13 protein-coding genes, 1 tRNA gene and 1 pseudogene are annotated in these 11918 nt (G+C 71.0%); 5 read left to right on the forward strand and 10 right to left on the reverse strand.

Going from position 1 to position 11918, the window contains the following annotated elements; genetic code table 11:
* Positions 1–10 precede the first annotated feature (10 nt).
* From FOJ82_RS09580 to FOJ82_RS09605, 6 genes and pseudogenes are all read right to left on the reverse strand, one after another.
* Entirely contained in the window at positions 11–766 is a 756-nt protein-coding gene (locus tag FOJ82_RS09580) for a hypothetical protein (protein ID WP_143938252.1), read from the reverse strand.
* A gap of 42 nt (positions 767–808) precedes the next feature.
* Positions 809–2029, reverse strand: coding sequence for a glycosyltransferase (locus FOJ82_RS09585; RefSeq protein ID WP_143938253.1), 1221 nt, complete (start codon positions 2027–2029; stop codon positions 809–811).
* Between the two features lie 37 nt (positions 2030–2066).
* Positions 2067–2948 (reverse strand): alpha/beta fold hydrolase, encoded by an 882-nt coding sequence (locus FOJ82_RS09590; protein ID WP_143938254.1) that lies wholly within the window; start codon positions 2946–2948, stop codon positions 2067–2069.
* Positions 2945–3766, reverse strand: a pseudogene (locus FOJ82_RS09595) (3-hydroxybutyrate dehydrogenase). Before FOJ82_RS09595 ends, FOJ82_RS09590 begins: the two are co-directional and overlap by 4 nt.
* Positions 3759–4418 (reverse strand): TetR/AcrR family transcriptional regulator, encoded by a 660-nt coding sequence (locus tag FOJ82_RS09600; RefSeq protein WP_143938255.1) that lies wholly within the window; start codon positions 4416–4418, stop codon positions 3759–3761. Before FOJ82_RS09600 ends, FOJ82_RS09595 begins: the two are co-directional and overlap by 8 nt.
* Complete coding sequence (locus FOJ82_RS09605) at positions 4394–5887, reverse strand: class I adenylate-forming enzyme family protein (protein ID WP_221933093.1); 1494 nt, start codon at positions 5885–5887, stop codon at positions 4394–4396. The genes FOJ82_RS09600 and FOJ82_RS09605 overlap by 25 nt, the downstream gene beginning before the upstream one ends.
* Before the next feature lie 258 nt (positions 5888–6145).
* Between FOJ82_RS09605 and FOJ82_RS09610 the strand changes: the two genes are divergently transcribed.
* Entirely contained in the window at positions 6146–6592 is a 447-nt protein-coding gene (locus tag FOJ82_RS09610; protein ID WP_143938256.1) for a hypothetical protein, read from the forward strand.
* 52 nt (positions 6593–6644) lie between these two features.
* Here FOJ82_RS09610 and FOJ82_RS09615 read toward each other — a convergent pair whose 3' ends face one another.
* Positions 6645–7700 (reverse strand): hypothetical protein, encoded by a 1056-nt coding sequence (locus FOJ82_RS09615; protein ID WP_143938257.1) that lies wholly within the window; start codon positions 7698–7700, stop codon positions 6645–6647.
* 139 nt (positions 7701–7839) lie between these two features.
* The gene (locus FOJ82_RS09620) at positions 7840–8721 is read right to left on the reverse strand and encodes a hypothetical protein (protein WP_143938258.1); all 882 of its coding nucleotides are present in this window, start codon (positions 8719–8721) and stop codon (positions 7840–7842) included.
* Positions 8722–8821: 100 nt separating this feature from the next.
* Between FOJ82_RS09620 and FOJ82_RS09625 the strand changes: the two genes are divergently transcribed.
* From FOJ82_RS09625 to FOJ82_RS16210, 4 genes are all read left to right on the forward strand, one after another.
* Positions 8822–8904, forward strand: a tRNA-Leu gene (locus tag FOJ82_RS09625).
* Between the two features lie 250 nt (positions 8905–9154).
* Positions 9155–9331 carry a hypothetical protein gene (locus FOJ82_RS16205; protein WP_185975711.1) on the forward strand — a complete coding sequence of 59 codons (177 nt, stop codon included), beginning with the start codon at positions 9155–9157 and terminating at the stop codon, positions 9329–9331.
* Positions 9332–9339: 8 nt separating this feature from the next.
* On the forward strand, positions 9340–9948 hold the full coding sequence (locus tag FOJ82_RS09630) for an NAD(P)H-hydrate epimerase (RefSeq protein ID WP_143938259.1): 609 nt from the start codon (positions 9340–9342) through the stop codon (positions 9946–9948).
* A gap of 97 nt (positions 9949–10045) precedes the next feature.
* On the forward strand, positions 10046–10210 hold the full coding sequence (locus FOJ82_RS16210) for a hypothetical protein (protein ID WP_185975712.1): 165 nt from the start codon (positions 10046–10048) through the stop codon (positions 10208–10210).
* A 101-nt stretch (positions 10211–10311) separates the two neighbouring features.
* Here FOJ82_RS16210 and FOJ82_RS09635 read toward each other — a convergent pair whose 3' ends face one another.
* Complete coding sequence (locus tag FOJ82_RS09635; RefSeq protein WP_143938260.1) at positions 10312–10875, reverse strand: RpiB/LacA/LacB family sugar-phosphate isomerase; 564 nt, start codon at positions 10873–10875, stop codon at positions 10312–10314.
* A complete protein-coding gene (locus FOJ82_RS09640; RefSeq protein WP_143938261.1) occupies positions 10875–11912 on the reverse strand; it encodes an ABC transporter permease in 1038 nt (345 codons plus the stop codon). The genes FOJ82_RS09635 and FOJ82_RS09640 overlap by 1 nt, the downstream gene beginning before the upstream one ends.
* Positions 11913–11918: the final 6 nt, after the last annotated feature.

Genomic DNA, 11918 nt, shown 5'->3' on the forward strand with positions numbered 1-11918 from the left:
GGTCGGGCACTCAGCTCGGTGCGGGTTCGCGCTCGGGCTGTCCACCAGCGTACGAGCCGGCGGGCCCTCGCGCACGGGAGCGCCACCAACCGACGGCGGTCCCGACCGCGGCGGCGCAACAGAACGCGGCGGTCAACCAGCCCGTGCCGGGCGGGGTGTCCCAGTTGGCGTCGCTCAGCATCACCGACAGGTAGAACTCCGCGATCCGGCTGAGGACCCCGGGCGCGGCGGCGGCCACGGCGACGACGGCGGCTCGGACCAGCACCGTGCCCCCGAGGCCGGCCCGCCGGAGCGCCAGCAGCGCCACCGGGACCGAGAGGTTGGCGAGCAGCAGCAGCCAGGTGCCCGTGGACCAGCCACCCCTGCTGCCCTCGAGGGACCACACGGCAACCGCGGCAACACCGCCGAGCGTGGACAGCGCCGGCAGCGCTGTCATGAGCCACGTCCAGCCCCGTACCGCGAACGCAGGCAGCAACAGCAGCCACGCCGAGGCCAGCAGCGCGGCCGAAGCGGTCCCCGACGCCGCTGCCCACGTGAAGTCCTCGCCGGCGGCGAGCAGGGGGAAGACGTGCGCGCCGTCCATGGCGGCCAGGCAGGCGTCGGTGAACTCGGTGGGGTACGCGCCTCCCACGAGGATGCTGCCGTTGAGCATTTGGCCCGCACAGGGGCGCCACACGAGCGCGACCGCGACCGACTCGAGCACCGCCGCTCCGCCGATCAGTGCGGCGGCGAGCAGCCAACGGATTGAACGTCCCCCGATGTCCATGCCGCTCAGCCTACGTTGAGGACCTGCCGTCGACCCGGTGAATCAGAGAACCCTCCGGTAGGCGGCCAGCGTGCGCCCGGCGACGATCGGCCACGTCATGTCCTCGGCACGCTGCCGGCCGGTCGCACCGAGCCTGGCGCGGAGGTCTTCGTCGCGGAGGAGGCCGGTGAGCTCGCGCGCCCAGTCGTCCGCGTCGTGGGTGGGGACCAGCAGCCCGGTGTGGGTGTTGCAGATTGCCTCGGTCAGGCCCCCGGCGGCCGCGGCGAGTACCGGGACGCCGGACGCCGACGCCTCGAGGGCGATCAGCCCGAACGTCTCCGAGTGCGACGGCACCAGCATCACCGACGCGTGCCGGATGACCCGGGCGAGGGCTGGGCGATCCTGTCCGGGGAGGAACGTGACGCGGTCGGTGAGTCCCAGTTCGGCGACCAGCGCGTGCAGTTCCTGCTCGTAGCCCGCGAAGTCCGCCGAGGTCTGGCCCACCATGACCAGGTCCGGGCGCTCGTCCTCCGGCACGCCCGCGAGGGCCCGGATGGCGACGTCGGGTCCCTTCAGCGGCTGCAGCCGGGCGGCGAAGACGACGTAGCCGGGGCGCACGCGCGGCGACGGCGTCCAGGAGACGTTGGGTTGGCCCGGGACGTGGTCCTCGGCACCGCTGGCGGGTTGGAACAGCTCGACGTCGACGCCGGGCCGGACGATCACCACGCGCTCGGGGTCCGCGTTGCAGCGGCCGATCACGACGGCGGCCTCGTGGTGGGACACGGCGATCACGAGGTCGGACTGCTCCGCGCAGATCACCTCACCGGGCAGCCGGTCCGGGGTCTCGGGCGGTTCACCATCGCGCAGGGAGGAGTTGGGGTGGGCGGCGACGGAGTGGAACGTCATCACGTGCGGCACGCCCCACTCGCGTGCCAGCGGCAGGGCGGCGACCCCGGACATCCAGTGGTGGGAGTGCACCAGGTCGAACGGGCCGAGGTGGGCCATGCCTGCGCGGAACTCGTCGACGTGGTGGTGGATCTCGCTCTTGGGCAGCGGCGTCGTCGGCCCGGCGGTGATGTGGTGCAGGACGACGCCGTCGGCGAACGGGACGGCGTCGGGCTGGTCGGGATGGCTGCGCCGCGTGATGAACTCGACGTGGACGTCCAGCTGACCCAGCGCCGTCGCCAGGGCGTGGATGAGCACGTTCATGCCACCGGCGTCGGCCGTTCCCGGCCGCTCGGCGGGGGAGGTGTGCATGGAGACGAACGCGACGCGCAGGGTCATGGCCCGACGCTACACGCTGGCAACCCTCGCAGCAGGGTCAGGACGACTGGGTCACGGGGACGCGGACGGCGTCGGCCACCACCGCGGCGCCGCGCGGGAGCATCGCGATCGTGTAGTGGTTCACGCCGGGGACCTCCCGCACCGTCAGCGACGGCACCCGCGCGCGCCAACCGTCGAGCCACGCGTCGGAGTAGAGGCCGCCGGACTGGTCGAACATGCCGCGCTCGGCGCGCAGCAGCAGGACGGGCAGGTCGATCGCGTCCAGTGCGCGGGTGAGGTCGGTGTCCTCGCCCGCCACGTCGAGGGTGTCCTCAGCCATCGCCCCGTACCGGGTGGCGGCGTGCATGCGAGGGGGCTCGCCGTGGAGGTCGTAGGCGACGTAGGCGCTGAGGTCGTCGTTCCACTCGGCCATCGCCGGGTGCCTGCGCCACTCGGCCTCGTACGCCTCGAGCGACGGATAGGTGCGCTGCAGTCGCTCGGCCGCCGGGCCCAGGACTGCCTCGACGCCCGCCTGCGGGTCCACGCCGTCGGGCAGCTGCAGCGGGATCCCGCCGTCGACCAGCACGAGGCGGTCCATCAGCTGTGGGTGCCGGTGCGCGAGCACCACGGAGACGAACGCGCCCATCGAGTGCCCCACCGGCAGCACGCGCCCCACCCCCAGGTGCGCCAGCAGCGCGGCGACGTCGTCGGCGTGGCGCGACATCCCGTACGGGCCGACGAGGTGGTTGCTCAGGCCCCGACCCCGCAGGTCCGGCGCGATGATCCGCCACTGCGGCAGTTCCCGGGCGAGCGCCGCCCAGGCCTTGTGGGACGACGTGATGCCGTGCACCGCGACGAGGGTGCCGGCCGGTTCGCCGGCGGGCTCCCAGATGCCGGCGTGCAGCAGGCCCGGGGCGTCGAAGGTGGTGTAGGTGCTCATGGGGTCATCTGCCCTTCGAGGCGGCGACTGCGTCCCCGCACCTCAGGGGGACTGGGATCGTAGGTGCTCATCTCGCGGTCCACCCCCCCGTCCATGACGTAGCTGGCGCCGGTGGCCATGTGGCCGTGCGGGCCCGCGAGGAAGGAGGCCAGGGCCGCGATGTCGGAGGGCTCGACGAACTCCTTGCGGGCGGGCATCTGCAGGAACACCTTCTCGGTGACCTCCGCCTCGGACAGGCCGTGCACGGCCATCTGGTCGGCCACCTGCTTCTCGACCAGCGGGGTCCGGACGTAGCCGGGGTTGATGCAGACGCTGCTGACGCCGTGCGCGCCGCCCTCGAGCGCCGTCACCTTGCTCAGGCCCTCGAGTCCGTGCTTGGCGGACACGTAGGCGGCCTTTTACGGAGAGGCGACCAGCCCGTGCACCGAGGAGACGTTGACCACCCGTCCCCACCCGCGCTCGTACATGTGCGGCAGTGCGGCCCGGACGAGCAGGAAGGGTGCCTCCAGCATGATGCGCAGGATCAGGCGGAACCGCTCCGGGGCGAATTCCTCGATGGGGGAGACCTGCTGGATGCCGGCGCAGTTGACCAGGACGTCGGCGTCGAGGCGGAGGTCCTCCAGGCCGCGGGTGTCGGACAGGTCCACCGCCCAGGCCTCACCTCCGATCTCGGAGGCGTGCGCCCTTGCGGCCTCCTCGTTGAGGTCGGCGACGACGACGTGGGCGCCGTCGGCGGCCAGGCGGGTGGCGATGGCCGCGCCGATCCCGCTCGCGCCACCGGTGACCACGGCCTTGCGGCCGGCGAGTGCGTCAGTCATTGCGCTGCTCCTGTTCTCGGGTGGCACGCGGGTTGAGCGCACCGTCGACCAGCAGCATCAGCTGGTCGAGGACGTGGTCGGGCAGGTCCGTGGGGGCGCCGTCGTCGGCGGGCCACACGAGCCAGCGCATCGCCATGATCTCGCCCATGCCCATGAAGGCCCAGGCTGCGACCTCGGGGTCGAACTCGCCGATCTCGCCCTTGCGCTGGGCGATGGTGAGGCCGCGCACGTAGCCGTCGGCGATCTGCTGGTAGTGGCGGCGCATCGCGCCGGGGTCGACGAACTCCGCCTGGCGGATGATTCGGTGGAGCTCTGGGTGGTGGGCGGAGAACTCGAAGAACGCGCGGAAACCGGCCCGCTCGATCTCGGAGCGGCCGCGGGCCACCGTCCCGGCCTCGGACATCGCCCGGCGGACGCGGTGGTTGAGGTCCTCGACCACTTCGCGGAACAGCTCGAACTTGCCCTCGAAGTAGAGGTAGAACGTGCCGAGCGCGATCCCGGCACCCTCGGTGATCTTCACGATCGAGGCGTCGTGGTATCCGAGTTCGGCGAACACCTGCGTGGCGGCGTCGACGATGCGCTGCCGGGTCTTGCGACCCTTCGGCGTGGGTGGACGCTGCGGCTGGGTCAGGTCGTCGGTGCGCTGAGCCATGACTCGGCCTCCTTCCGGAGAGCTGACCGCTGCACCTTGCTCAGGGTGGCGGTGGGCAGGGAGTCGGCCCAGATGAACCGACGCGGCACCTTGTGGCCCGCCAGGTTGTGGCGGCAGTGGGAGGCGAGCTCCTGCTCGTCGACGGGGACGTCGGCCTTGCGCACGACCCATGCCCACGGCACCTCGCCGCGCGCCGGGTCGGAGACCCCCACCACGCCGCAGGCCACGACGGCGGGGTGGCGCAGCAGCACCTGCTCGACCTCGCTGGGGTGCACGTTCTCCCCGCCGACGAGGATCAGGTCGTCGAGGCGCTCGAGGATCGTGTAGTAGCCCTCCGAATCGCGGCGGACCAGGTCGCCGGTGCGGAGCCACCCGTTCGCCATCCGTGCAGCCGTGGTCTCCGGGTCCCCGAGGTAGCCGGCGAAGACGCCCGGACCGCTGACCAGCAGTTCGCCCTCGGCCTCCCCGGCCAGGTGCTCCCCGGTGACGGGGTCGGCCACGACCACGTCGATGTGTGGGTACGGCTTCCCCGCGGTGCCGGCGTGGGTGTAGGCCTCGTCCGCCGGCAGGCACAGCACGTTGGGGGAGGCCTCAGTGAGGCCGTAGCCCTGGATCAGTGCGACGCCGCGGTTGTGCCAAGTGCGCAGCAGCGGCGCCGGCATCGGGGCGCCGCCGACGACGGCGGTCCGCAGGGAGGACAGATCCGCGCCGTCGAACCCGGGCGAGCTGGCCACCATGTGGTACTGGGTTGGCACGGCCATCATGGCCGTGACGCGGCGCTCCGTCAGCAGGCGCAGGGTGCGGCGGGCGTCGAAGTGGCGCTCCAGCACCACGGTGGCGCCCACCCAGAGCGCCAGCAGGGTCTGCACGTTCCAGCCGCCGGAGTGGAACTGCGGCATCACCGACAGCACCACGTCGTCGTGCGTCAGCGGCACGGTGCGGGACATGGACAGGTTGGTCCAGAAGCAGTTGGAGTGGGTGAGCACGGCCGCCTTGGGTGCGCCCGAGGAGCCGGAGGTGAACAGCACCAGGAGGGCGTCGTCGTCGCGGGCCGCCCTCGGCAGCTGCGCGGGCAGGCGGTGCGCGCGCCGCGGTACCCGGGCCTCGAGCTCGGTGGTGAGCACCGAAGGCGGGGGCTCGGGCAGTCGTTCGGTCGCCGAGCCGGTCAGGGAGGCCAGCTCGCTCTGGTGCACCACCAGGACGGGGTCGACGATGGCCAGCTGCGTGGCCAGCTCCGGGCCGGACAGCCGCCAGGACAGCGGGGCCAGGGCGATGCCGGTCCGGGCGCAGGCGAACAGCAGCACGACGTGGGTGGCGCAGTTGCCGGTCACGGTGGCGATCCGGTCCCCGGGGCCGTAGCCGGCCTCGGTCAGCGCGGCCGCCATGGCCGCGATTCGGGACTCGAGTTCGGCGTAGGTGTGCAGCAGGCCCTCGAGCGCGTCCGTTGCGCTCCGGTTCAGTTTCGACACGCTTCAACTCCTTCGTCGGCGATGTCCTGAGACCCAATACTGAAACATGATTCAGGTTTTGGAAAGGGGTGCGGCGCATTGTGACCGTTTCGTGATCTTCGACGGGTGCGGGCCGGACCGGACCGCGCATGGTCCGGCTGCGCGATCCGCGTCCGCGTGACCGACGGCTCATCGCAGACTTCGGCCTGGCTTCCAACGGGTTGTGACGGGGCGAGCCCGTCGGAGAGGTGACGGGTCGGCGGCGGTATCGTCGTCGACGTGACTGAACCCGAACGGCCCCAGAAGCCGACGACGATCGTCCCGCTGCTGGCGGCGCTGGGCGTGTTCCTGCTCGGCGTGCTCGCCGTCGTCCTGCTCAACCTCGGCGGCGACGCCGACGAAGTCATCCCGCTCCCCCCGCTGCCCGCGAGCGTCGATGGCGGCTGGAGCCTGACCACCGAGCCCGATGCCACCGCCGGCACCTACGAGGGCCCGGACGGCGAACCGGTGGTCCAGGTGGCCTGGGAGGAGACCAGCGTCAAGGAGCAGATCGAGGGCCGGGAGTTCGAGGCCAGCGGTGAGTGGGCCTGTCTGCCCCGCCCCGCCGACGACGAGCCCGTCTGCTGGGCCGACTACCGCGGCGGCGCCGTCTCGGTGGCAAGGGGAGAGTTGTCCATCCCGGCCACGGTGCGTTTCGGGGATCAGTTCCTGTTCGCCTGGAAATAGCAGCGACGGGTGGGGCCGGCACGTGCCGACCCCACCCGTCGTCCGGGTCCCGCTACTTCCAGAGGCTGAGGAACTCGGTGCCGAACTCGACCAGCGTCGCCGTCGGTGAACCGGCGAGGATGACCACGCCCTCGTAAGCGGCGGCCACGCAGGTGTCCGTGCCGCCGGACTTCCCGCAGAGGAACTCGCCCTGCTCGGTCACGTCCGTGGAGCCCGACATGGCCTGCTCGGGCGTGATGCCGCCGAAGTAGACCGCGGCGATGATCTCGCTGTCCGGGTTGCTGTAGGTGCCGTAGTCGGATGAGGTGGAGCCCATCGACTCGAAGTCGCCGACGGTGCTGGGCATCATCGGGGTCTCGGCGTCGGCGGGCGGATCGCCCGGCTCGCCAGTCTCCACCGGATCACCCGCGGGGGTGGTGGCGTCGGAGGTCGGCTCCTCCGTCTCCTCTGCCGGTGTGGTGGCGCCGGGGTCCGGCTCGTCCGTCTCGTCCGCGGGAGTGGTGGCACCCTGACCGGGGTCCTCACCCTCGTCGCTGGGCGGCTCGCCCTCGGAGATGGTGGTGTCCGGGGTTGCGTCCGTGGTGTCCGCGTCGTCGCCGCGCAGGAAGAAGAACCAGGCAGCGACCGCGATCGCCGCCACCAGCACGATCGCCACGATGATCAGGGGCAGGTTGCTCTTGCCCCCGCCCTCGGGTGCCTGCTGGTAGCCGGGGCCGGGCGGCTGGCCGTAGCCGCCGCCCTGGAACCCCTGCTGCTGGTAGCCGCCCTGGGGTCCGTAGCCGGGTTGGCCGCCTTGGGGTCCATAGCCGGGCTGGCCGCCTTGGGGTCCGTAGCCGGGTTGGCCACCTTGGGGTCCGTAGCCGGGTTGGCCGCCCTGGGGTCCGTAGCCGGGTTGGCCGCCCTGCGGTCCGTAGCTGGGCTGCCCGCCCTGCGTCGGGTATCCCTGTTGCCCACCTTGCGGGGGGTATCCCTGCCCCTGCGGTGGCCGCCCGCCCTGCTGTGGGTGGCTCTGCCCCTGCTGGAACACCTGGGTGGGCGGGGTCTGGCTGCCGCGGGGGCCGCCGGGGTCACCGGGGCCAGCGGGACCGCCTGGTGTGTTGTTGCTCATTTCACTCCTAGCCTGGGTGAGCCTCGGGATGCGCTTGACGTGCACAGTGTCCCGCACGCGGGGTGCAGCTCAGCTGTCGTGTCCGGACGACGGCACCGTGCCCCGTCCCTGGGGGAGCGGGGCACGGTGCCGTCCATGATCAGTCGACCGGGTTGCCGTACGGGTCCAGACGCCGGCCCAGGTCGTCGCGCGGAACGTTATCATCCGCGTCCACGTCCCCGACCGGGTCACCGTAGTCAGCGCCGTCGGCGTGCTTCGGCGGAACGAAGTCCTTCTCGGGCGGGTCGTTGTCGTCGGGGCTGCCGATGTCGGCCGGCGGCAGGGGTCGCTCCTGCGGGGACTCGGTGGCAGGCGCCGGGGCGGTCTCCGGCACTGCCTCGACGGCGCGGCCCTCGTCGGCCACCGACTCCGGCTCCACCTCGGTGCCGTCGTCGCCCTGCGGGGTCTCGTAATACGCCTCGGGCTCCTCCGTGGCCTTGTCGTCAGGCGCGGCCACCACCGGTTCCTCCGGGACGTAGCTGTCCTCGAGGCGCTGCGGCGGCGGGTCGCCGGCAGTGTCTCCGGTCCACTCCTGCTCCGGCGTCCTGGTGGCCCCACCCAACCCGTCGGTGGTCTCGGTGGCCGCCTCGGCGGCGAAGTCCTCGGTGGGCTGCGGTGCTGCGCGCAGGTCGTCCGACGGTGCCTGCGTCGCCGATGGGGTGTCCTGCGAGACGCCGGCGCCGGCCTCGGCCGGAACGGCGAGGGGCCCCGTGAGGGTCTCCTCGTCCTCGTCCACGAGGCTCTTGTCCGCGCGACGTCCGGGCGCGACCGGCTCCTGCTCGAAGGCCTCCGGCTCGGTGACCGGATCCGCGGCGACGCCCCTTCGTGGCGTCAGCGGATCGACGTCCGTGGGCTGCTCCCGGGCGAACGGCCCTCCGGCATCGACGTCGTCCGTCCGCCTGGTTCCAAAGATGATTGCGACGATGATGATCAGGGCGATCACTGCGATCAGGACCCAGACCCAGAGTGGCCAGTCAGCCATCTGATTCCTCCTTCTGTGGGGAACTTTCCCCCAGCGTAGTGCGATTGGGCTTCTCACGGTGGAGCGTGCTAATGTTTCTCGTCGGGTCAAGTGACCCACTGCGCGAGTGGCGGAATGGCAGACGCGCTGGCTTCAGGTGCCAGTGTCCTTCGGGACGTGGAGGTTCAACTCCTCTCTCGCGCACAGGGCAGATCCCTCGGCGGTGCAGAAATGCGCCGCCGGGGGATTTCTCTTTGGCCCGGATCGGATTGGCCGGTTCGGCATGCTTCCGGAAAAAGGACGCGAATCCCCATACGTTTGTCTTGCAGCGGCTATTGTGCGGGCAATTGCGACTGGCTACCGTGTGTGCTCAACCGAGGTCTGTTCCGTAACACGGACAGCACGGAGGACGGCCCACCTGGTCCGGTATCTGGAGAATGAACGAGGAGCCGTCATGCATGATTCCCGGCAGCGCCGCAGCGTTGCCCGCGGTGTGCAGGCCAAGTCCTTGGTCCGCAATGTCATCATGCTCGTCGCAGTCATGGCCGCCGCCGTCGTGCTGATCCCCTCCGGCGACACGGAGGATGCCCCAAGCGGCGCCGTCGACGCCGTGGTGCGGTCCGCCCACTGACCCGCGACATGGACAGAGTCGTCACAGCCCACCAGATGCGTGCCGCGGAGGAGCGCTTCTTCGCCGCGAACCCGGACGTCGACCTCATGGCCCGCGCCGCCGCCGCCGTCGTCGAGGAGGCCGGTGGTGCCGCCGCGCCGGTCCTGGTGGCCGTCGGGCCGGGCAACAACGGCGGCGATGGGCTCTTCGCCGCAGCCGCGCTCGCCGTCGTGCGCCCCGTCTCCATCTGGTTGACCGCCGAGCGTTCCCACCCCGAGGGACTGGCGGCCGCCCGCGCCGCCGGCGTCGTGGAGCTCGATGCGGAGGCCGCACTCGCGCACCTCGCGGACTCGCCGCTGGTCATCGACGCCGTCCTCGGCATCGGCGGCCGCCCCGGCCTGCGCGGCGACGTCGCGCGTCTCGCCCGGGAGTGCGAGGACCGGGGCGTCCGCGTTCTCAGCGTCGACCTCCCCAGCGGGCTGGATGCCGACTCGGGGCAGCTGGCGGACTCGTCGCCGCCGTCGTTCCACGCGACGACGACCGTCACGTTCGCGGCACTGAAGCCCTGCCATGTCACCCAGCCGGCGTCCGGGCGCTGCGGGCGGGTCGTCGTCGCCGACATCGGGGTGGAGTTCTGAATCCGCTCCGACGAGGGCGATCGACGCTAGGGTGAAACCGCGGGGGCGCACGGAATGCTCGTTCCTCCTGGACGGGCTGCCAGAGCAAGGAGCCATCGTGCACGAGTCCAGGACAGGCGTCCGCACCCGCACCATCCTGATCAACGTTGCCGTTCTCGTGCTGGTCGTGGTGCTGGCGCTCCTGTTGATACCGGAGGCCAAGGAGGCCGAGCGCGACGCCGACCGCCCCGCGGCCACCGCCTCCGAGGGTGCCGGCGGCTGAACCGCCAACTCACGCAAGGACCCGACACGCCGCACGGACCCGGGGGAGGGGGGACGGGCCCCCTCTCCGACGAATCGGTGCGGCGTGTCGGGTCGTGTGCCTCAGAACGAGACGCGCGCCGGCTCCGGGCCCAGCTCCACCGTGCCCGGGTTCACCACCTCGAAGCCGTTGGCCTTGTAGGCCTCGTAGTCGAACTGCTCGGTCTCGTCGTAGCCGAGCTTGTGGTACTCGTAGAAGCCGTCCCAGTCCTCGTACCCGTCACCGAGCGAGTTCTCCAGGAAGGCGTCGGCCATGCCGGCGCCCAGACGCGGACCCGCCCAGAACGCACCCATCGCGAGCACGTTGCAGTTGTTGGCGGTGGCGGCGCGACGTGCGGCCTCGACGCTCTCGGCGACGGCGGAGTGCACGTGCGGGCACTTGCTGGCAGCCACGTGGATGCCCATTCCACTGCCGCAGAACAGCAGGCCCTTCTCGAACTCGCGCTCGGCGATCTGCGCGCCCACCATGAAGCCCGCCCGGTGGTACATGGGCGATGACTCCTTGTCGGGTGTCAGGTCGGTGACCTCCCAGCCCTTCTTCTCCAGGTGCCGCTTGACGTACTCCTTGAGCGGGAAGCCGGCGAAGTCCGCCGCCACCACCACCTGCTTGTCCTTGACGAGTCTCATCACGAGACCTCCTTCTGCTTGCGCTTGAACGGATTCCTGGCCGTGATCTCGCTGGTGGCGATCACCAGCAGCAGCACGCCGCCCCAGATCAGGTCCCGGTAGAAGTTGCTGATCTCCGGGAAGAGGTTCAGCCCCGACGAGAGGATCTGCAGGATCACGATGGCCAGCACGACGCCGATCAGTCGACCGCTGCCCCCGTTGGGGTTCACCCCGCCGAGGACGACGATGAGCACGGTCAGCAGCGTGTAGACCACGCCGTAGTCGGCCTTGGCCGAGTTGTAGTTGGCCAGCATCACGAGCCCTGCCATCGCGGAGAGGATCCCGGAGAACAGGTAGGTGCGGATCAGCAGGCTGACGGAGTTGAGGCCGCTGAACTTGGCGCTGGTCGCGTTGGTGCCGAGCATGTAGATCTTGGTGCCGAAGGTGGTGCGGCCCATGATGAGTGCGACCAGGGCCACCGCCACCAGGAACACCACGAACTGCATCGGGAGGACGCCGCCGAGGCGCGCGGCCATCAGTGCGCTGTACTCGGGGGGCAGGCCGGAGATCGGGCTGCCGGCCGTCAGGACGATCGAGATGCCGATGAACAGCTCCAGCGTGCCGAGCGTGGCGAGGATGGCGGGGATCTTGACGACCGCCACCAGGATCCCGTTCAGGATGCCGGCGAGGGCGCCCACCACGAGGGCGATGGCGATTGCGGCGCCGATGGCCGTCCCGCTCCCGCCGGGTGCCAGGGCCAGCATCACCATCGCGGCGATGATGGAGCTGAGGTTGGCGATGCCCACCACGGAGAGGTCGATGCCACCGGTGACCATGCACACCATCACACCCAGTGCCATCAGGCCGAACTCCGGGAAGGAGACCGCCATGGAGATCCAGGTGTAGCTGTTGGCGAAGTTGCCGGGACGGATGGCGGCGAACATCACCAGCAGCGCCAGCAGGATCACCACCAGTCGGGTGACGTGTGCGTCAGTGCGTGCGAGCGATAGGAACCGGGTGCCGATTCCCTGCTTGTCAGGGGTAGTTGTCGTAGTCATGTGTTC

This window comes from Tessaracoccus rhinocerotis (assembly GCF_007197885.1).
Taxonomy (GTDB): Bacteria; Actinomycetota; Actinomycetes; order Propionibacteriales; family Propionibacteriaceae; genus Arachnia; species Arachnia rhinocerotis.

Coding starts and splice junctions, on each gene's coding strand:
- FOJ82_RS09585 (WP_143938253.1), bottom strand. CDS start 2,029: ATGACCCTGCGCGTCGCGTTCGTCTCCATGCACACCTCCCCCGCCGAG.
- FOJ82_RS09590 (WP_143938254.1), bottom strand. CDS start 2,948: ATGAGCACCTACACCACCTTCGACGCCCCGGGCCTGCTGCACGCCGGC.
- FOJ82_RS09615 (WP_143938257.1), bottom strand. CDS start 7,700: ATGAGCAACAACACACCAGGCGGTCCCGCTGGCCCCGGTGACCCCGGC.
- FOJ82_RS09635 (WP_143938260.1), bottom strand. CDS start 10,875: ATGAGACTCGTCAAGGACAAGCAGGTGGTGGTGGCGGCGGACTTCGCC.
- FOJ82_RS09640 (WP_143938261.1), bottom strand. CDS start 11,912: ATGACTACGACAACTACCCCTGACAAGCAGGGAATCGGCACCCGGTTC.
- FOJ82_RS09630 (WP_143938259.1), top strand. CDS start 9,340: ATGGACAGAGTCGTCACAGCCCACCAGATGCGTGCCGCGGAGGAGCGC.
- FOJ82_RS09600 (WP_143938255.1), bottom strand. CDS start 4,418: ATGGCTCAGCGCACCGACGACCTGACCCAGCCGCAGCGTCCACCCACG.
- FOJ82_RS09620 (WP_143938258.1), bottom strand. CDS start 8,721: ATGGCTGACTGGCCACTCTGGGTCTGGGTCCTGATCGCAGTGATCGCC.
- FOJ82_RS09580 (WP_143938252.1), bottom strand. CDS start 766: ATGGACATCGGGGGACGTTCAATCCGTTGGCTGCTCGCCGCCGCACTG.
- FOJ82_RS16205 (WP_185975711.1), top strand. CDS start 9,155: ATGCATGATTCCCGGCAGCGCCGCAGCGTTGCCCGCGGTGTGCAGGCC.